The organism is Mesorhizobium sp. WSM3224 (assembly GCF_000427725.1).
Classification (GTDB): domain Bacteria; phylum Pseudomonadota; class Alphaproteobacteria; order Rhizobiales; family Rhizobiaceae; genus Mesorhizobium.
This window is the reverse complement of the sequence record NZ_ATYO01000005.1, coordinates 137,909-158,215: the sequence shown is the minus strand read 5'-3', so window position 1 is coordinate 158,215 and position 20,307 is coordinate 137,909. Positions and strand designations below refer to the sequence as shown.

The following is a 20,307-nucleotide window of genomic DNA, read 5'->3' as shown; positions in this document are numbered from 1 at the left end:
TCAATCGATTCCAGCCGGTTGGCCTGCGAGCCTCAAGCCTTTTGGATTGGCGGTGATCAGAACGCGCTGACGTAGAGACCGCCGTCGACCGGGATGTTCTGGCCGGTGAGGTAGCCGGCATGGACCGAACACAGGAAGGCGCAGATCTGGCCGAATTCCTCCGGCGTGCCGAGACGCTTTGCCGGCACGTCGGCGCTGATGCGAGCCTTGCGCGCGGCGGCCGCGGCCGGGTCTTCGGCTGTGCCGGCCTCATGCGGGCCGCGCAGGCGATCGGTATCGAGCTTGCCGGGCAGCAGGCTGTTGATGGTGACGTTGCGGTCGATCACGGTACGCGCCACGCCGGCGAGGAACGAGGTCAGGCCGGCCCGTGCGCCGGACGACAGATCGAGGCCGGGAATCGGCACATACACAGACAGCGAGGTGATGTTGACGATGCGGCCGAAGCCGCGCTTGGCCATGCCGTCGATCACCGCCTGGATGAGCTCGATCGGCGTCACCATGTTCTGCGTCACGCCATCAAGGATCTTTGCGCGGTCGAGTTCGCGGAAATCGCGCAGCGGCGGGCCGCCATTGTTGTTGACCAGGATGTCCGGATCGGGGCAGGCGTCGAGGATCGCCTTCTGCACGTCGGGCTTAGACACGTCGCCGGCAACTTCGATCACTTTCACGCCGAACCTGTCGCGGATGTCCTTTGCGGTCTTCGCCAGAAGCTCGGCGTTGCGGCCGTTGACGACGAGATCGACGCCGGCTTCGGCCAGCGCAATGGCGCAGCCGCGCCCCAACCCCTTGCTCGAGGCGCAGACGATGGCCTTCTTGCCGCGAATGCCGAGATCCATGCTGATTTCTCCTGATGAATTGCGGCGCAAGCTAGCGCTTGAGCTGGACCAACCGCAACCGTCATACGGTTGTTGCATGAATCGGGGCATAGGCACGCGAAAGCAACGGGTAAATCGTGATGTCAGTCCCAGAGCCCCGCACTTTCCGCGCCCTGTTCATCTCGGACGTACATCTCGGGTCCAAGGCGGCCAAGGCCGATTTTCTGATCGACTTCCTGCGCCATCACGACGCCGAAATCATCTATCTGGTCGGCGATATCGTCGACGGCTGGCGGCTGCGGCGCAGCTGGCATTGGCCGCAGAGCCACAACGATGTCATACAGAAGCTGCTGCGCAAGGCGCGCAAGGGCGCCTCGATAACCTATATCGCCGGCAACCACGACGAGTTCGCCCGCCAGTTCCAGGGCGTGCATTTCGGCGGCATCGTCGTCGCCGACCGCGCCATCCACGAAACCGCCGACGGCCGCCGCCTGCTGGTCATCCATGGCGACCAGTTCGACACGGTGGTGCACAACCAGCGCTGGCTCGCCTATCTCGGCGACTATGCCTATGACGCGGCGATGACAGTCAACCGAGTGGTGACAAAGCTGCGCCACCTGCTAGGCTTGCCTTACTGGTCGTTCTCGTCCTGGGCCAAGGTCAAGGTGAAGAAGGCGGTGAATTTCATCGGCTCGTTCCAGACCGTGCTTTCCGAGGAAGCGCGGCGTTCGCATGTCGACGGCGTGATCTGCGGCCACATCCATCATGCGGCAATCGAGACCTATGGCGAGGTGCAGTACATCAACACCGGCGACTGGGTGGAGAGCTGCACCGCGGTGGTCGAGCATTTCGACGGCCGCATGGAGATCCTGACCTGGGCGCATGTGCTGCCCGAATCCTCGGCCGACGAGGATGTGCTGGTGCCGGTCGACATCATCGACCTCAAGGGCAGGGCGGCGCAGGCGGCCTGAACGCACCTGCCTGCCGAGATTGGCTGACCAGTTCGACCTGGGCGGCTGTCTTCAACAGCTTTACCGCCGATCGATTAGTCCAGACAGTTCCGCCGCGCTTTGCCGCATGTTAGGGATCGAGACGCGTTGCGGTCCGTCGAATGCAGCGCAATTGGATCGATTCATGTCGCTGCCGCCTTTGTCGCCTGAGCAACTCGTCAAGCCCAGCCATTTCGAACTGCGCATGAGCCTGATCTTCGCGACCTTGTTCGTGTCGCAAGGCACGCATCTGCCCTATTTCCCGCTCTGGCTGCAGGCGAAAGGTTTTCATGCCGAGCAGATCGCCGTCATCCTGGCGGCGCCGATGTTCCTGCGCGTGGTGACGACGCCGATGCTGACGGCGCTTGCGGATCGGGCTAAGGACCGCGCCAATGTCTATATCGCGCTGGTCGCCGGCTCGATGATCGTCTCGGCCGGCTACTTCCTGCCGGCCACCTACGCGATCGTGCTTGCGGTGTCGCTGCTTTTTACGATCGTCTGGACGCCGCATTCGCCGATGGCCGATTCGTTGGCGCTGTCGGGCGTGCGGCGCTTCGGCTCGAACTACACCGCCATGCGCAAATGGGGCTCCATCGCGTATCTCTGCGCCAATCTCGCGGGCGGATTCATTCTCGCCGCCACCGGCCCGCAGGCGGTCCCGGTCATCATCCTGGTGTCACTTGGCGGTGCTCTCGCGGCAGCATTGCTGGCGCCGCGCCTTGGGCGGCCGCGGAAGGCCTCGCCGTTGTCAGCGACCGAAATCCAGCACCAGGCGCCCAGCCTGTTCAATGCCTATTTCCTCTATTTCACGCTTGGCGTCGGCATCATCACTGCCAGCCACGCCTTCCTCTATGGTTTCGTGTCGATCTACTGGAAATCGATCGGCATCGGCGATTCCATCGTTGGCCTGCTATGGGCCTGGGGCGTGGTATCCGAAGTCTGCATGTTCCTGTTTTTCAACCGTATTTTCGGATCCATCTCGGTCGCCAGAGTGATGTTGATCGCCGGCGTCGGCTCGGTCGTGCGCTGGATCGCCTTTCCATTGGTCTGGCCGCTCGGCCTTGGCATTCCCGGCTTCTTCCTCGTCCAGTCGCTGCATTCGGTGTCCGTCGCCATGGTGCTGATCGGCCTGCAGAAGATGATCGGCGAGACGGTTTCCGAAGAGCGCACGGGCGCCGCGCAAGGCATTGCCTATTTCTTCAACGGCTTCTTCATGGCCGCTGTGACGCTTGCTTCCGGTCCGCTCTATGAGCGCTTGGGCGTCGACGGTTTCCTGGCGATGATCCCGATCGCGATCATCGGCATAGTGCTGATCGGCCTTGCCGCGCGCTCAGCCCCACAGCGCCGGCTCGGGCGGTGAAACGAGCGATCCCTGGTAGACAAGGCCGGGCTCGCGATCGCGCGCCAGAAGCAGCGGGCCATCGAGGTCGACGAAGTCGGCATCCTGCGCCAGCAGCACCGCCGGCGCCATGGCGAGCGAGGTGCCGACCATGCAACCCACCATGATGCCGAATCCCAGTTCGCGCGCACGGTCGCGCAGTTTCAGGGCCTCGGTCAGGCCGCCCGCCTTGTCGAGCTTGATGTTGACGGCATCGTAGAGGCCGACCAGGGAACCGAGTCCGCTTGCTTGCACGCTTTCGTCGGCGCAGATCGGCACCGGATGCGCGATCCGGCCCAATACGGCGTCCTTGCCCGCCGGCAATGGCTGCTCGATCAACGCAATGCGGTGCTCGGCGGCGAAAGCGAGGTTGGCTTCGATATTGCCATCGGTCCAGCCCTCATTGGCATCGAGGATGATGCGGCTTTCGGGAGCGGCCTCCGTCACGGCGCGAATCCTCGCCATGTCGTTGTCGCCACCGATCTTGACCTTGAGCAAGGGCCGCGTGGCATTGGCGCGCGCCTGTGCTGCCATGGCCTCCGGCTCGGCGAGCGACAGGGTGTAGGCGGTTTCCAGTGGCTTGGTCGGAAGGACGCCGATCGCTGCCGCCACCGGCGTGCCGGTCAGCTTGGCGTCGAGGTCCCATAGGGCGCAGTCGATGGCGTTGCGCGCTGCGCCCGCGGGCATGGCTTGAAGCAGCGCGATCCTGTTTATGCCGCCGGCTATCTGCCCCCGCATCGCTTCGATCGCCGCATACACGCCCGCCATGGTTTCGCCGTAGCGCTTGTAGGGCACGCACTCACCGCGCCCGGAACGTCCGCCGTCAGCGATCGTTACGGTGATGACTTCGGCCTCGGTTTTGGATCCGCGTGAGATGGTGAAGGTGCCGGCGATCGGGAATCGCTCCATTTCGACCGAAATGACACGCGTCATAATTTTCTTCTCCGGCTGTGCGACACAGGTCTGCCGGCAAATCGACACGCCAGTCGCGTCAGGCTAAACAGGACGCCATGTTGACCATCCGCAAACGCGACGCAAGCGGCGGGGCCGCCAGGGACGCCGAGCACCGGCCACGCATTGCGGTGGGCGAGGAAGGCGGTGTGCTGGGCTGCGCCTTTTCCGGCGTGTGGACGACGCGCACCGTCGCGCTGGTCGATGCCGACATGCGCAAGATCGAGCAGAGAAGCGGCGCAAAACAGCTGATGCTCGACCTTTCCCATGTCGAGAAGATGGACACGGCCGGCGCCTGGCTGATCGACCGGCTGGCCAGCGCCTTCGAGAAGAAAGGCGTCGAGGTCCATTTGCAGGGGCAGAGCGAGATCGCTTCGATCCTGCTCGGCGCCGTCGGCGACGCGGTCCGCCGCGAGCCTGAACCGGGCCCGTCCGGGCCGCCCAACATCATCCTGCGCGCGCTGGAGCTGGTTGGCCGGCAGGTCTACGAGATGCGCGACGATTTCTTCGCCTCGATGAACATCCTCGGCGCCACGATCCGCGGCGCGCAGATGAAGCTCGGCCGTGGGCACGCGGTCAACCCGGCCGCGATCTTCAACCAGATCGATCGCATGGGCGTCGGCGCGATACCGGTGGTGGTGCTGATGTCGGCCATCGTCGGCGCCATCGTTGCCCAGCAGGGCGCCTATCAGCTCAGCTATTTCGGGGCCAACATTTTCGTCGTCGACCTCGTCGGCGTGCTGATCCTGCGCGAGCTCGGCGTGCTGATGACGGCGATCATGCTCGCCGGACGCTCCGGCAGCGCGATCACGGCCGAGATCGGCTCGATGAAAATGCGCGAGGAAGTCGACGCGCTGAAGGTGATCGGCCTCAATCCGATCGGCGTGCTGGTCTTTCCACGGCTCGTCGCCCTGGTGATCGGGCTGCCCTGCCTCACCATCATCGCCAATTTCGCCGCGCTCGGCGGCGGCATCGTCGCCGCCTGGCTCTATTCCGACATCCCTCCGGCCGCGTTCATCGACAGGCTGCGCGTCGCCATCGATCTCAGCACCATCTTTGCCGGGCTGATCAAGGCGCCGTTCATGGCCTTGATCATCGGCATCATCGCGTCGGTCGAGGGCATGAAAGTCGGCGGCAGCGCCGAATCGCTCGGCCTGCACGTCACCGCTTCGGTGGTGAAGTCGATCTTCGTCGTCATCATCCTCGACGGGCTTTTCGCCATGTTCTACGCAGCGATCGGGTTCTGAGATGGTGAACGGCAACGGCGTGGCGGCAGCGGAGCATGCGAATGACGACGAGGTCGTGCTTTCGGTTCGCAATGTCACCGTGGCAATCGACGACAAGTTGATCCTCGACAAGCTTTCGCTCGACATCAAGCGCGGAGAGATCCTTGGCTTCGTCGGCGCCTCGGGCGCCGGCAAGTCGGTGCTGTTGCGCACCATACTGGGGCTGATGCCGAAGCAATCGGGGACGATCAGCCTGTTCGGCGTCGACGTCGACAAGGCAAGCGACGCCGACCGCCTGCGCATCGATATGCGGCTTGGCGTGCTTTTCCAGCATGGCGCGCTGTTTTCGGCGCTGACGGTGCTGGAGAATGTGCAGGTGCCGATGCGCGAATATCTCGACCTGCCCAAGGCGCTGATGGACGAGCTTGCCATGCTCAAGATCGAGCTGGTCGGGCTGCCGCCCGATGCCGCGCAGAAATTTCCCTCCGAGCTTTCCGGCGGCATGATCAAGCGGGCGGCGCTGGCGCGCGCCTTGGCACTCGATCCCGACATCGTCTTTCTCGACGAGCCGACCTCCGGGCTCGATCCGATCAGTGCCGCCGAATTCGATGAACTGGTCGTCAAGCTGCGCGACACGATGGACCTGACCGTCTACATGGTCACGCACGATCTCGACACGCTGTTCACCGCCTGCGACCACGTGGCGGTGCTCGGCAAGAAGAAGGTGCTGGTCGAAGGCACGATCGACGACATGCTGAAGAGCGACGAGCCGTGGGTGAAATCCTATTTCCGCGGAAAACGCGCCCGGCAACTTGATCTTGCGGCGCGCGCATAGCCATAAGTGGGGCGATGGAAACAAGAGCCAACTACGTAATTGTCGGCATCTTCACGCTGGGTGCGATCCTGGCGGCCTTCGCCTTCGTCTATTGGACGGCCGCGATCGGCGACAGGGGCGAAACCGCGATGCTGCGCGTACGCATTCCAGGTTCGGCTTCCGGCCTCAGCCGCGGCAGCCTGGTGCTGTTCAACGGCGTCAGGGTGGGTGACGTGAAAAACGTCTATATCGACGGCGACGATCCGACCGTCGCCATCGCCGACACCGAAATCGCCCGCTGGACGCCGATCACCAAGTCGACGCAGGCCGATATCGGACTAACCGGCCTCAGCGGCCAGGCCAATATCGAGCTCAAGGGCGCCGACCCGAAGGAAACCCGGCTCCTCGACGAAGCGGAGAAGGAAGGCAAGGTCGCCGAAATCGTCGCCAATCCGTCCGCGGTCACCAACCTTCTGCAGACGGCCCAGAATATCTTTACCCGCGCCGACAAGGTGCTCAGCGATCTCGAAGGTTTCACCAAGGACGTTCGCGGTCCGCTGACGAATACGGTCAAGAACGTCGAGACCTTCTCGGACGCGCTGGCAAAGAATTCCGATGGCATCGACAAGTTCCTGTCGGCGGTGAGCTCGCTTTCGGACCAGCTCAAGAACGTCTCGGGCCGGCTCGACAGCACGCTGAAGGCCGCCGAAGGCCTGCTCAATTCCGTCGACAAGGACCAGATCAAGAGCATCGTGGCCAATGTCGACACGGTGACGACGAACCTGAAAGAAACCAGCAAGCAGTTCGATACCGTCATCGACAACGTCAACACCGCGGTCGGCTCGATCAACGTTTTCGCCAAGCAGACGCAAGGGACATTGGCCAAGGTCAACGGCGTGCTCGACGGCATCGATCCGGCCGACGTCAAGGCCGCTTTGGCCAACATCCAGAAGGCGAGCGCCAATGCCGACAAGGCGGCGTCGGACATCGCCAAGGTCACCGACAAGATCGCCAACCGTTCCGACGACATCAATGAGACTATCAAGGACGCCCATCAGCTCGCGCAACGCCTGAACGATGCCTCGGTGCGCGTCGACGGCATCCTGGCCAAGGTCGACAAGCTGCTCGGTTCCGGCGAGGCCAACGGCGTGATGGCCGATGCCAGGGCGACGCTGAAATCCTTCAAGCAGGTGGCCGACACGCTGAACTCCCGCCTCGGCACCATCGTCGACAATCTGTCGCGCTTCTCTGGCTCGGGGCTACAGAATGTGGAAGCGCTGGTGCAGGACAGCCGGCGCTCGATCAACCGCATCGAGGAGGCGGTGACCGACCTCAGCCGCAATCCGCAGCGCATTCTCTCGGGCGGCGAAGGCGAGGTCAGACAGTTCGACGGAAGGGCGCGCCGTTGACTTCGGCCGCCGCGACCGTCAAGAAAATGAACCGCAAATGCGGGTTGATCGTAAGATCCGGGGACAACGGGGATCACGCGTGAAGTCGGTCAGGGTGGTGGCGGGTAGTTTGAGATCGTCCGCGGCGGTGCTGCTGGTGCTTACGGTTGCCGGTTGCGCGGCCCTGGGCGGCAAGCCGGCGCCGCTCGACACGTTTGAATTGTCCGCGCCGTCGGTCGACGTGCATGCGCACAGCCGTCGCCAGATCCTGATCGCCCAGCCGGCGGCGCTCAAGGCGCTGGACAGCCAGAACATCGTCATCAGGCCGTCGGACCAGTCCATCCAGTTCCTCAAGGGCGCGCAATGGGCGGACCGGCTGCCGCTGATCGTGCAGGCGAGACTGGCCGAGACGTTTCAGCGCTCCGGCAGCTTTGCCGGGGTCGGCAAGCCGGGCGAGGGACTGGCGATCGACTACCAGATCATCGTCGAGGTGCGCTCCTTCGAGGTGCGCGTCAATGGCGGCGAGCATGCCGATGTCGACCTGTTCGTGCGCATCCTCAACGACCGCAACGGCGAGGTGCGCGCCTCCAAGAACTTCACAGCGAGCGCGCCGGTTTCCGGCAACGGCAATCCCGCCTATGTCAGTGCGCTGGACAACGCCTTCGGCGAGGCGGCCAAGGACATCGTCCGCTGGACGGATTCAACGATCTGAGCGAACTCGGCTAAAGCGCGTTGCGCTGAAACGGATTCAGGCGCCGCGCTTTTAAGTCTCTGTTTCAATGCATGTCGTTGTCCCAGAACCGCTGCACACTTCTGGGCGACATGCATTATGCCGACAAATCACGGAACGAAAAAGGCGGGCTTTCGGCCCGCCTTTTTCGTGTCCTCGATCCGCTGTGCGTTACTGCAACCGGCCGCTGGCGTGGGCCAGCATGGTGTAGACCTTGCCGGTGTCCGACGTAAGGTAGGTCTGCGCCATGATGTTGTCGCGGTCGTTGCGCGAGACATCCTTGAGCAGCTTCTCGAAGTCTTCGCAGTAGCGGTCGACCGCGGCACGGAATTCCGCCTCGGCCTGGTATTTCCGACGGATCTCGTCGAAGGTCTGCTGGCCTTTCAGCGTGTAGAGGCGACGCGTGAACACGTCGCGCTCGCCGCGCCGGTAGCGATTCCAGAGCTCGATCGAGGCGTCATGGTCGATGGCGCGGGCGATGTCGACGGAGAGCGAGTTGAGCGACTCCATGACATGCAGCGGCGAGCGCTGGGCAGGCGTCGCCCGAGGCGCTTCCACCGGTGCCACCGGCCGCAGCTCTTCCTCACGCGAGGCGTTGGTCAGCAGGTCGCGCACCCAGCCGCCCTGCTGCGTCTTGCCGTTCGGTTCGCGGCGCGGCGCCTCGGCGGGACGTTCCAGATCGAGCGTGCCGCGCAGCGTGGTCTCGGCGAGCGGCGCCTGCGGAGCGCGAGCCGTTGGTTGCGGCTGCGACTGCGGCTGCGGGGCCGGCGGCCGGCGCAGAGGCGGTTCGGCGGCACGGGCCGGCGCCTGCGGAGCAGGGCGCAGGCCGCGGGGCTCGCCCTGCTCGCTGCTGCCGCTGCGACCGGATTTCGCAACGATATCCGAAAGTTCCTTGAGCGCATTGATCTGTTCGGAGACGGCGCGGCGGATGGCCGAAGTCGATTCCTTGGCCTCCTCCGGCATCTCGATGACGCCCTTCTTCAGTTCGGCGCGGGTAAGGTCGAGCTCGCTCTTGATGGAACTGGCGGTGCGGCGCATCTCCTCGGTCGCGTCGGCAAAGCGGCGCGTTGCCGAATCGACGACATCGGCGATGGCGGTGCGGATCTTTTCCGCCGACTCCATCGTGCGGCCCTCCGCGGTCTGCATCGTCTGACCGACGAGGTTCTCGAAGGAACGCATCACCTTCTCGAGGTCTTCCGACTTCTTGACCAGGCCGACGGCGAGGTCCTCCAGCGAGGACTGGCGCTCCAGCGTGTGCTCCAGATTGCTCTGCGCGGAGCTGAGCAGATTCGAGGCGCTGGAGAGCAGCCGGCTGTGTTCGTCGAACTTGGTCGCGATCGAGGCCACCTCGCGCAGCGTCGCCGAGGACAGGTCGGTCAGCCGCGTCGTGTTGGAATCGACCAGTCGTGCGGAGCTGGCGAAGGTCTGGGCTGCCTTCTCCGTGGTCGTGGCGAAGCTCTGCGTGCTGCCGGTGAGCCGTTCCTCGACCTGGCCGAGGTTGACGGCGGCCTGCTCGATGAGCTGGCCGAGCTGCGCGCTCGAGGTCGTCATGCGGCCGATGAGGTCGGCCACGCTGTCGGCAAGCGACGAGCGCGCGCCTTCGACGGCGGAAAGCGTCTCGGCGGTGCGGCCGGCCAGCGCGTTGACGAGGGCCGCGTTTTCGCTGCGCAGCTTTTCGGTCGCCCGCTCGGTGACCTCTTCCATGCTGCGTTGCAGCTCCGAGCCGCCCTGGGCAAAGCGCTCGACCAGCGGCCTGGCCGTCTCGTCGAGGATCTTCGCCATTTCGGCCGAACGCGCGGCCAGCATGGTGTTGAGCTCTCGGGTGTTCGAGCCGATCGTCCGCGCCGCCTCGTTGGTGCTCTGGCCGATATGCTGGCCGACCGCCGTGAAGGTCTCGGCAATGACATTGGCACGCGAGATGAGCTGGGCCTCGGCACTGGAGACCTGCTCGTTGAGCTTCTGGCCCATCGTTTCAGCGCTATAGGAGAGACGGTTTTCCACGCTCGCGACGTGGTCCTCGACACGGGCTGCGGCGGCGGCGGCGCTCGCGGCAAGCCGCTCGTCGGCGCCGGCCAGCGCCTGTTCGATCTCGCGGGCATGCACGGCAAGCTCCTGGCCAGTCTGGCGGGCGCGGTCGGCGACACGCTGCTCGGTGGCGGCGAAGGCGCCGACGATCGTGTCGGCATGCTCGCCGATGGTCGAGCTGCTCGAGGCGATGCGCGACACCAGGCGGTTGTCGGCGTCGTCGAAGATGCGGCCGATTTCGCCGGCGCGGGCGGAAAGCGCTTCCGAGCCTTCGGCAATCCGCGACATGAGCTGCTGGTCGGCGCCGTCGAAGATGCGGCCCAGATCGGAGGCGCGGGCGGCCAGTGCTTCGGCCGATTCGCTGATGCGCATCGCGAGCCGCTCGTCGGCGCCCTCGAAGTTGCGCAGGATGTCGCCGGCACGCGCGGCAAGCGACTGCGCCGTTTCGACGGCGCGGGCAACCAGCTTCTGGTCGGCGGCGTCGAAGGTGTTGGCGATCTCGCCGGCGCGGCTGGCCAGCTTGTCGGCGGTTTCCTCGGCGCGGGCCATAAGCGAGTTCGACGCATCGTCGGCGCGCGCCATCAGCATGTTGGACGTATCCTGGGCGCGTTCGTGCAGGCGGCGGTCCGCTGCCTCGAAGGCCTGCGCGATATCCTCGGCTCGGGAAAGCAGCGCGGCGGACGTCTGCTCGGCGCGTTCGGCGATCTTGCGATCGGCGTCGCTGAAGGCAGCACCGGCCTGCTCATGCAGGGTGCTGGTGATTTCCATGACCTTGTCGCGCAGCGCTCCGGCCACGAAGACTGCGGTCTTCTCCAGCACGCCGCGCACATTGTCGACACCGGTCGACAGCGCGCGTTCCATGGTGCCGGCGCGCTCCTCGATGACACCGGTCTGCCGGCTGAAGGCCTGCTCGATCTTCTCGACGTCGGCGGCAATCGCCGCCGAGATGTCGCTGCTCCTGGCGGCGATCTGGTCGATATGCCCGGAAACCGAACGGTCGACGTCTTTGCGCGCATCGGCGAGCTTGACGAGATCGTCCTCCAAGGCCCTGGCCAGCATGTCGCGGCTTTCGGACAGCTTGCCAACATGACCGGCGATGACGTCGTCGATCTCCGAGCGGCTTTCCCTCAACCTCTGAAGGTCCGCTTCAAGAGCTCTCTTGAGGATATCGCGGCCTTCGGCGAGCTTCTCGACCTGGCCGGACACCAGGCCATCGATCGAGGCACGGCCCTCGGCCAGCTTGGCAAGGTCGGCTTCAAGAGCGCGGGTGAGGATGTCGCGGCCTTCGGCGAGCTTCTCGACCTGGCCGGATACCAGGCCATTGATCGAGGCTCGGCTCTCGGCAAGCTTGGCGAGGTCGTCTTCGAGCGCCTTGGACAGCGTCGCACGGTTTTGCGACAGCTGGTCGGCATGGGTCTGCATGAGGCCGCTGGCATTGGCCATATCGGCGTCAAGCGTGCGCGAAAGCTCGGCGCGCTGGTCGGTGATCTTCTGCGAATGATCGACGATCGCGCCCTGGATGGTGTTGAGGTCGGCTTCCAGCGCCCGCTTGAGGATGTCGCGGCCCTCGGCGAGCTTTTCGACCTGACCGGCGACCAGCCCGTCGATGCTGGAGCGGCTCTCCGCCAGCTTGGCGAGGTCGTCTTCCAGCGACTTCGACAGCACCGAACGGTCCTGAACGAGCCTGTTCTGATGATCGGCGACAGCGCCACTGACCGCCTGCAGGTCGGCGTCGAGAGCCTTCAAAAGCTGCGCGCGATCCTCCTGCAGCTTGTCGGAGTGTCCCGCAATGGCACCCTTGATGGTGTTGAGATCGGCCTCAAGGGCGCGCCTGAGGATATCGCGGCCCTCGGCGAGCTTCTCGACCTGGCCGGCGACCAGCCCGTCGATCGAGGCTCGGCTGTCGGCGAGCTTGGCGAGGTCGGCTTCCAGCGTCTGCGACAGCAGGCTGCGGTCTTCGGCGAGCTTGTCGGCGTGGCTGTCGATCAGGCCGCGGATGCCGCTCAGATCGCTCTCGAGCGCGCGGCTGAGCTCGCCGCGGTCCTCGGCGAGCTTGGTCGAGTGGGTTTCGACCAGGTTCCTGATGCCGACGATATCGGTTTCGAGCGCCTTGGCGAGCACGGCGCGGCCTTCGGCGATCTTCTCGACCTGACCGGCGACGAGGCCGTCGACCGCGGCGCGGCTGTCGGCCAGCTTGCCGAGGTCGGCTTCCAGGGCGCGCGCCAGAATGTTGCGGCCCTCGGCCAGCTTCCCGACGTGGCCAGCGACCATTTCGTCAATCATTGTACGGGCTTGGACGAGTCTTCCGGAGTCTTCGTTCAAGGCCTGGGACAGACGGTTGCGGCCTTCTTCGAGCTGCTCCAGATGGCTGCCCAGCGAAGCATCGATGGCGGCGCGCGACTCGTTCACCTTGCGCAGGTCTTCTTCCAGCGCGCGCGAGATCAGGCCGCGGCCTTCCGCCAGCTTTTGCACCTGGTCGGTGACGGCGGCATCAATCGCCACGCGGCCCTCGGCGAATTTCGCCAGGTCCTCCTGCATGGCGGCTGCCATGCGTTCGCGACTTTCCGAAAGCTTGCGGCTGTGGTTCTCGACGGCTTCCTCGATGCCGACACGGGCATCGGCCAGCCGCTGGATATCGGAATCGAACGAGCGCGACACAACATGCCGAGCCGCTTCCATGCGCCCGGCGAAGTCGGTGGCCCGGGCCTCGAGCATGGAGGAGGTCGACGAGATGATGTCCGCCATATCGGCGCCGATCTGCGTCTTGCCCTGGTCGATCATCGACGACAGGTGGTCCTTGCTTTCGGCGAAGGTGTGCGCGATCTCGCGGGCGCGCTCGACCAGCGTCTCGTTGATCTGGCGGGCACGCGCTTCGAGGGCGGCGTTGAGCTTCTGCGTACCGGTGTCGAGCGCCTCGGCGCGGGTCTGGAATTCGCTGATCAGTGCCTGACCGCGTTCGGCCAGCGTCCGTTCGATGCCGTCGAGGCTCGTCTCGAATTCGGAGCTCAAGGTGCGCGCCGCGCCGCCGAGCAGCGAGACCATGCCGTTGGTGCGGTCGTCGAGCAGGTCGGTCAGCGAGCGGGTGAGGCCGTCCGTCGTGTCGGTTAGCTTGGCGATACGGGTGTCGAGCAGGCTGGCGAAAGCCTCGCCGGAGGTCGAAAGCCGGTCGGTGATGTTGTCCAGGCGCGATTCGACGGAATCGAAGATCGACGTCGAGCTTTCATTGATGCGATCGATCAGCGTGTCGCCGGAATTGTTGATCGTCATCGACAGCTTGGTCGACGCGTTGAGGATAGAGTCGCGGATGATGTCGCTGGCCGAGCCGATCTCGTCGCGCAGCGTCTCGTGAGCGCTCGCGATGGAGGCGCGCACGCGTTCGGCATGCGTGACGACCGCTTCGCGCTCGCTGCCGAGACCATCGACCAGCGAACGGATGCGGGCCTCGTTTTCGGAATAGGAGCGTTCGATCTGGCTGACTTCGCCGTGGACGAGCGTTTCGAGCTCGACAGCGCGGGCCAAGGTCCGCTCGATGCCTTCGCCCATGGCCGCCACCTCGCGGCGAACGGCCTGGCCGATCATCATGACGCGATCCTGGGCGAGGTTTTCGGGCTCGGCCAGGCGGAAGGCGACCTCGGTCATGGACTGCGCGGCGATGCGCATTTCCTGCGCGCGCCGGATCATGGCGGCGAACGCCCAGAACAGGATCACCGGAACGATGGCGGCAACTGCCAGGCCGATCAGTTCGGGACGGGCGAAGAACTGGTCGACGGTGCGGATATTCCAGATGCCCGGGCCGAACAGAAGGTTGGCCAGGCCGCCGGCGCCGGCGATCCAGGCCAGCGAGACAAAGGCTATCACCCAGTAGACTGTGCTCGATGCGCGGCGGTTGAGGCTGTGCAGCAGCGTCTTGTAGTCTTTCTGGCGGTCGTCATTGGCGGGCGTGAAGCCGGCAGCGGGCGTGAAGCCGGCTGGCTGCTGCGCATTGCGCGACTCGATAGGACGCAATTCGGCCGGCTTGGCCGCGGGCGCCTGAGCGTTGTTTGCAGGCTCCGTCCTTTGGCTACGGCCCTCGCGCGCCAGCTCGTCGGCCGCCGCCGAGATCTGCGCTTCAAGATCCTCCATCGACGCCGCCATGTCGAGGCCGCCGTCGTCGCCGTTAAGGTCAAGGTCAAGCGCCTTTTCCAGTTCCGCGGCTACGTCATTCTCGAGAGACTTCGTCGTCGTTGGTTTCTTAGCCATGCCTTCGCTACCCTGTACTAGCTGCCGCGGGACTTATGATTTTGGCCTGATTCTGGCTTGTCGATCCGCGCAGGAGGCTGAAAAATGGACCTTCGTATCGTAATGACACACAGGGGTAAAGAAAACATACATTCCGGGTGATACGTAAAACTTTAAATATAAGGTTAACGCAAGCGTGATCCGGCTGCCTCTGTGACAACATTTTCCCTCTGCAATCGTTAACCCGTTGGCGACTGGAATCGCCTATTTTCCTGGGCTCGTCTGCCCGCTTGATGGAGTTGCAGTGCGTATGCGTGGCGAAAGTGGTATTGCGTTTTCCATGCCGGGGGGTGACGCCTCCGGAACGGCTCGAGCCCGACCGGTGGATCTCGGCCATCTGGCACGTCAGACAATGGGTGATCGCGACCTGGAACGGGAAGTGCTGGCGCTGTTCGTGCACCAGTCGCTCACCGTTCGCGACCAGATCGCGGACGCTGACGCCAAGCAAAGAGTGCTCCTGGCACATGGCTTGAAGGGCTCGGCCCGCGGCATCGGCGCCTTTGCGGTCGCCGAATGCGCGGCGATCATTGAAAAGCAGCCGGAAGACATCCGGGCGCTCAAGACGCTCAGCACGCTGATCGAGGAAGTGCGCGACTTCATCGCCGGCATCAGCCGCTAGCATCCCCTTTTTGAAAAACGTCATTTCGTGGCGCTTTCGCGCCGCAGTTGACTTGTCCGGTGGAGTGATTATCTCGGCTGCGACTCCTCAGGTGACTTAATGACCAAGCTGACTTACATCGCCCATGACGGGACCCGATTTGACGTGGAGGCCGAAAACGGCTCGACGGTCATGGAAAACGCGATCCGCAACGCGGTTCCCGGCATCGAAGCCGAATGCGGTGGCGCCTGTGCCTGCGCGACCTGCCACGTCTATGTCGACGAGGCCTGGACGGCCGAGGTCGGCGAGCCGGAGGCGATGGAGGAGGATATGCTGGACTTCGCCTACGAGGTCCGGCCGAATTCGCGCCTGTCCTGCCAGATCAAGGTCCGCGATGCGCTTGACGGCTTGGTCGTGAGCGTGCCCGAACGCCAAGGCTAAGGTGCGTCGATATTCAGGTGAGGCCGGCCTGCAAATGGCGGTTTCCTGCGCTTCCGGTGCTCACGTACGGAAAGTACGCTCCGCTCCGGTTCTCGGAATCCACCATTTTCGACTCGGCCTGACCTAAATCTCGACACACCTTAAGTTAAGCCGCTTCCCAAGATTCTTTGTTCGTGGCTGCTTGGCAGCAGCCGATAGCTCATGCAGTGTCGCACCATTTCCCAATGGGGCGCAGCGCATGAGCGAGACCATCAAGACGGACGTTCTCATTGTCGGGGCGGGGCCGATCGGCCTGTTCGCCGTGTTCGAGCTTGGCCTGTTGGACATGAAGTGCCATCTCATCGACATTCTCGACCGTCCCGGTGGCCAGTGCGCCGAGCTCTACCCGGAAAAACCGATCTACGACATTCCGGGTTGGCCTACGATCTCGGCGCAGGGCCTCGTCGACAAGCTGATGGAGCAGATCCATCCGTTCAAGCCGGATTTCACCTTCAACCGCATGGTCTCGAGCCTTGAAAAGCTGGAGGACGGCAGTTTTCGTGTCGCGACCGACGAGGGCGAGCTGTTCGAGGCCAAGGTGGTGCTGATTGCCGCCGGCGGCGGTTCGTTCCAGCCCAAGCGCCCGCCCATTCCGGGCATCGAGAACTATGAAGGCAAGAGCGTCTTTTATTCCGTCCGGCGCATGGAGGAATTCCGCGGCCACGACCTCGTCATCGTCGGCGGTGGCGATTCAGCGCTCGACTGGACGCTCAACCTGCAGCCGATCGCCAAAAGCGTGACGCTGGTCCATCGCCGCCCGGAATTCCGGGCCGCGCCCGACAGCGTCAACAAGATGTATGCCATGCAGGAGATGAAGCAGCTTGAATTCCTGGTCGGCCAGGTGAGCGGCCTTGCCGGCGCCGACGGCCAGCTGTCTTCGGCAACCATCAAGGGCGGCCCCGACGGCGATGTCGAGGTGCCGTGCACCCGCATGCTGCCTTTCTTCGGCCTCACCATGAAGCTCGGGCCGATCGCCGAATGGGGCCTTAACCTGCACGAGAACCTGATCCCGGTGGATACCGAGAAGTTTCAGACGTCGATCCCGGGTATCTTTGCCGTTGGCGACATCAACTCGTATCCCGGCAAGCTCAAGCTGATCCTGTCAGGCTTCCACGAGGTGGCGCTGATGGCGCAGGCCGCCAAGCGCATCGTCAGCCCGGGCGAGCGCATCGTCTTCCAGTACACGACCTCGTCGACCAGCTTGCAGAAGAAGCTCGGCGTCCACGACTGAGGCGTATTGATATTCAGGTGATGCCGGCCTGCGAATGGCAGCTTCCTGCGCTTCCGGTGCTCACGTACTTGAAGTACGCTCCGCTCCGGTTCTCGGAAACTGCCATTCTCGACTCGGCCTGACCTGAATCTCAACACACCTTAGCCCGGATAGGGCGACCTACTCGGCAAGCACGGGCGCGGCATGCTCGTCGCGGCCGCGCAGTTCCTTTTCCGGCATCAGGAAAAGCACGATTAGCGCCAGAACGAGCGTTATGCCTGCGGCGACGAAGATCATCACGAACGGCAACGCCGACGTCAGCTGGACATGCGTCTGCGAGCCCTCGGCGGAGAGCGGCAGGCCGTAGCCGAGCGCGACCGCGCCGAGCATGGCGACACCGAGCGCGCCTCCGAGCGTGCGCAGGAAGGTCAGGACGCCGGTCGCGACGCCGAGATGCGCGCGGTCGACAGCGTTCTGGACCGAGACGGTGGCGACCGGGAATGTCGTGCCGCTGCCCAGGCCGATCAGCGTCGTCAGGATTTCGACTTCGAGCAGCGAAGCGTGTCCCGCAATGGCACTGAGCACGCCAATGCAGACGATGGCCAGGCCGACGCCGACTATGGCGATGCGCTTGTAATGGACGAAGCGCGGGATCATGCGGCCGCTCAAGGTGGCGCCGGCAACCGTGCCGAGCAGGAGGCCCAGCATGGCCGTGCCGGATTCGCTCACCGAAAGCCCGACGACCGACTGCAGGTAGACCGGCAGATAGACCGAGGCGCCGATGTTCGCGGCCTGCAGCAGGAACATCGACATCGTGCCGGTGAGCACGATCGGGTTGCCCAACACTTCGAGCGAGATCAAAGGCTCCGCCGCCTTCAGCAGCCTCAGCGCGAAAAAGGCCCAGAACACGATCGAGCAGGCCACCAGCCCCAGGATTTCGCGGGAGAACCAGGGATAGGTGCTGCCGCCCCAGCTCAGCGCCAGAAGCAGCAGCGTGGTGGCTACCACCAGCAGCACGGCCCCCAAGCCGTCGATGCGGTGATGCTTGGCCGCGATCGGCAGCTTCCTCAGCGGGTTGTTGATGATGGCCATGGCCAGGATGCCGATCGGCAGGTTGATCCAGAAGATCAGCGACCAGTGCAGGTGCTCGGCAAATACGCCGCCGAGCAGCGGGCCGGCGACGCTGGCAACCGCCCAGGTGCCGGAGATCCAGGCCGCATAGCGGGCGCGCTCGCGCGGCGGCACGAGATCGCCGATGACCGTCTGGGCCAGCGCGAACAGACCGCCGCCACCGGCGCCCTGGATGGCGCGGCCGATGACCAGCACCAGCATGTTGGGGGCGAGCGCGCTGACCAGCGACCCGAGCAGAAAGACGAGGATGGCGGCATAGATGACGGGACGGCGACCATAGACATCGGAAATCTTGCCGTAGAGCGGCGCCATCGCGGTCGCGGTCAGAAGATAGCCGGTGACGATCCACGGCAGATATTCGGCATGGCCGAGCGCATGCGCGATCGTCGGCAGGGCGGGGGCGACAATGGTCTGGTCAAGGGCCGCCAGCAGCATGGACAAGAGCACGCCGCCGATGATGGCGTTCTTCTCGCTCTCGCTCATCGGCGCAGCTTTCGCCGCCATCGTCTCGACGGTCTGGTCCATGCGTCATTCTTTCAATGGCTAATGCCCAAGGCGCCAAGACGGCTTTGGCCGGTCGCACCTGTCATTTCTCATCTTGGATAGGGGTTCGGGGTGTTTCGAACCCGCTATATGTCGTTCGATATAGGCCGATTTCGACCGCCGCTCGAAAGTTTTTCCGGTCTGGCACCATGCTTGGACGAAATTGGCCTCGGGCGGCGCCTGCCTGAGGTCACGGCGGCGGCAGCTGGCCGGCTTCAACGCGCAGCATCCGGTAGCGCATCAGCCGGAGGATGCGGCTTTCGAAATTGACGCTCTCGACGCGGTCGAAGCGCACCTGGTCCTGATCGTGCCTGGCGAGCTCGGCCGCCTGGATCGCCGCGGCCTTCGCCTTTGCCTGCTCGCAAGTTTGTTGCGGAGGGACGGCCTTCAGCGCATCCTCTAGCAGGCGCGCATGGTTCTTGGCGATCTCGACATGGCGCTCCTCGTGCCGCTTGATGTCCGCCGAGAGCGTGTCCCAGAACAGCCTGACGTCGGGATCGGATTTACGCGGGCGCCGCCATTCGGGAAGGATCACCTTGACCTTCAAGGTGACGGCCGCGTCGGCGATGCGGCAGGACTGGGCGCTCTGCGCGTAGCTGATGCGGGTCGTAAAGGCCATCTGCGTGGCGCCCGGATGCCGCGAACCGGTGCTCTTCACCTCGGGGCCGTTTTTCGAGAGCTGGTTCTGGATATCGTCGAGCGTGCGGCCGCCGACGCTGAAATAGCTGTAGGTCTTCACCAGGCTTGCCGCACCCGCCGACATGGTGGTCAGGGCGAGCGTCAGGGCGCAGAGCAGGGATCGGTTCATCATATTGCCTCTTCACGCACCTTGCTTTAGGGCCGTCGCCAGTGCAACGGAATTGATTTCGCGCGGATCACGCATGGTTGATGGACAATGACGACAAGGCGATGGCAGTTGGCGCATGGGCGCTATCTCGACCTCGGTCCGAAGGCGGTCGTCGTCGGCATCCTCAACGTGACGCCGGACAGTTTTTCCGACGGCGGTTTGTTCATCGCGCCTGAGAAGGCGCTGGAACAGGCGCGCCGCATGGTGGAGGAGGGCGCAGCCGTCATCGACGTCGGCGGGGAATCGACGCGGCCGGGTTTTGCCCCGATCACGGCCGAAGAGGAGCAGGCGCGCGTGCTGCCGGTCATTGCCGCCCTTGCCGCTTCCGGCGAGGCGCTGATCTCGGTCGATACCTATCGCGAGGATACGGCGCGACGGGCGGTCGCCGCCGGCGCCCATATCGTCAACGACGTCTGGGGGCTGCAGCGCGAGCCGGGGATAGCACGCGTCGCCGCCGACACCGGCGCCGGGCTCGTGATCATGCATACCGGGCGCGAACGGCGGAAATTGCCTGACGTGATAGAGGACCAATTCCTTTTCTTGCGCAAATCCCTCGAGATAGCGCACGCCGGCAATGTTGCCGACAGCCAGATCGTGCTCGACGCCGGCTTCGGCTTCGCCAAGGAAACGGCCGAGGAAAACCTCGACCTGATGGCGCGGTTTTCCGAGCTTCAGGCGCTCGGTTACCCGCTGATGGCAGGGACATCGCGAAAACGCTTCATCGGCACCGCCACCGGGCGCGAGCCTGGCGAACGGGCTGCCGGCACGGCGGCCACCAGCGTCATCTTGCGCTTGAAAGGAGCCGACCTGTTTCGCGTCCACGATGTCGCAATCAACGTGGATGCGCTGGCGCTGACCGATGCTATGCTTGCACGCGAAACCGAGCTTCCTCCCGGACACTGAT

At 64.4% G+C, this 20,307-nt stretch carries 15 protein-coding genes; 10 read left to right on the top strand and 5 right to left on the bottom strand.

Features of this window, described 5'->3' with window-relative positions; all coding sequences use genetic code 11:
- Positions 1-56: 56 nt before the first annotated feature.
- Positions 57-836: an SDR family oxidoreductase gene (locus YU3_RS0111320; protein ID WP_027166352.1), complete on the bottom strand. Its 780-nt coding sequence runs from the start codon at positions 834-836 to the stop codon at positions 57-59.
- 119 nt (positions 837-955) lie between these two features.
- On the opposite strand from YU3_RS0111320, the gene YU3_RS0111315 reads away from it, so the two are divergent.
- Both YU3_RS0111315 and YU3_RS0111310 read left to right on the top strand, forming a co-directional pair.
- Positions 956-1,786 (top strand): UDP-2,3-diacylglucosamine diphosphatase, encoded by an 831-nt coding sequence (locus YU3_RS0111315; RefSeq protein ID WP_027166351.1) that lies wholly within the window; start codon positions 956-958, stop codon positions 1,784-1,786.
- 163 nt (positions 1,787-1,949) lie between these two features.
- Positions 1,950-3,164: an MFS transporter gene (locus tag YU3_RS0111310; protein ID WP_027166350.1), complete on the top strand. Its 1,215-nt coding sequence runs from the start codon at positions 1,950-1,952 to the stop codon at positions 3,162-3,164.
- Here the strand turns inward: YU3_RS0111310 and dgcA are convergent.
- Positions 3,135-4,115, bottom strand: a complete 981-nt coding sequence (gene dgcA / locus YU3_RS0111305; RefSeq protein WP_027166349.1) for an N-acetyl-D-Glu racemase DgcA — start codon at positions 4,113-4,115, stop codon at positions 3,135-3,137. The genes YU3_RS0111310 and dgcA overlap by 30 nt on opposite strands.
- Before the next feature lie 77 nt (positions 4,116-4,192).
- Between dgcA and YU3_RS0111300 the strand changes: the two genes are divergently transcribed.
- Genes YU3_RS0111300 through YU3_RS0111285 form a run of 4 tightly spaced genes read left to right on the top strand, consistent with a single transcriptional unit; the run spans position 4,193 to position 8,273 of the window.
- Complete coding sequence (locus YU3_RS0111300) at positions 4,193-5,380, top strand: ABC transporter permease (RefSeq protein ID WP_027166348.1); 1,188 nt, start codon at positions 4,193-4,195, stop codon at positions 5,378-5,380.
- 1 nt (position 5,381) lies between these two features.
- The gene (locus tag YU3_RS0111295) at positions 5,382-6,194 is read left to right on the top strand and encodes an ABC transporter ATP-binding protein (RefSeq protein ID WP_027166347.1); all 813 of its coding nucleotides are present in this window, start codon (positions 5,382-5,384) and stop codon (positions 6,192-6,194) included.
- A 14-nt stretch (positions 6,195-6,208) separates the two neighbouring features.
- Entirely contained in the window at positions 6,209-7,582 is a 1,374-nt protein-coding gene (locus YU3_RS0111290) for an MlaD family protein (RefSeq protein WP_027166346.1), read from the top strand.
- A 37-nt stretch (positions 7,583-7,619) separates the two neighbouring features.
- Entirely contained in the window at positions 7,620-8,273 is a 654-nt protein-coding gene (locus YU3_RS0111285; RefSeq protein WP_051333915.1) for an ABC-type transport auxiliary lipoprotein family protein, read from the top strand.
- 189 nt (positions 8,274-8,462) lie between these two features.
- Here the strand turns inward: YU3_RS0111285 and YU3_RS0111280 are convergent, their stop codons facing one another.
- Positions 8,463-14,555, bottom strand: coding sequence for a kinesin (locus tag YU3_RS0111280; RefSeq protein ID WP_027166344.1), 6,093 nt, complete (start codon positions 14,553-14,555; stop codon positions 8,463-8,465).
- 289 nt (positions 14,556-14,844) lie between these two features.
- On the opposite strand from YU3_RS0111280, the gene YU3_RS0111275 reads away from it, so the two are divergent.
- From YU3_RS0111275 to YU3_RS0111265, 3 genes are all read left to right on the top strand, one after another.
- Complete coding sequence (locus YU3_RS0111275) at positions 14,845-15,213, top strand: Hpt domain-containing protein (RefSeq protein WP_027166343.1); 369 nt, start codon at positions 14,845-14,847, stop codon at positions 15,211-15,213.
- Positions 15,214-15,312: 99 nt separating this feature from the next.
- On the top strand, positions 15,313-15,633 hold the full coding sequence (locus YU3_RS0111270) for a 2Fe-2S iron-sulfur cluster-binding protein (protein ID WP_027166342.1): 321 nt from the start codon (positions 15,313-15,315) through the stop codon (positions 15,631-15,633).
- Between the two features lie 238 nt (positions 15,634-15,871).
- Positions 15,872-16,903 carry an NAD(P)/FAD-dependent oxidoreductase gene (locus tag YU3_RS0111265; RefSeq protein WP_027166341.1) on the top strand — a complete coding sequence of 344 codons (1,032 nt, stop codon included), beginning with the start codon at positions 15,872-15,874 and terminating at the stop codon, positions 16,901-16,903.
- Positions 16,904-17,062: 159 nt separating this feature from the next.
- On the opposite strand, the gene YU3_RS0111260 is transcribed toward YU3_RS0111265, so the two are convergent.
- Together YU3_RS0111260 and YU3_RS0111255 are read right to left on the bottom strand one after the other, a co-directional pair.
- On the bottom strand, positions 17,063-18,538 hold the full coding sequence (locus tag YU3_RS0111260) for an MDR family MFS transporter (protein WP_027166340.1): 1,476 nt from the start codon (positions 18,536-18,538) through the stop codon (positions 17,063-17,065).
- 208 nt (positions 18,539-18,746) lie between these two features.
- A complete protein-coding gene (locus YU3_RS0111255; RefSeq protein ID WP_084508041.1) occupies positions 18,747-19,367 on the bottom strand; it encodes a DUF922 domain-containing protein in 621 nt (206 codons plus the stop codon).
- 84 nt (positions 19,368-19,451) lie between these two features.
- On the opposite strand from YU3_RS0111255, the gene folP reads away from it, so the two are divergent.
- Positions 19,452-20,306, top strand: coding sequence for a dihydropteroate synthase (folP, locus tag YU3_RS0111250; protein ID WP_027166338.1), 855 nt, complete (start codon positions 19,452-19,454; stop codon positions 20,304-20,306).
- Position 20,307 lies beyond the last annotated feature (1 nt).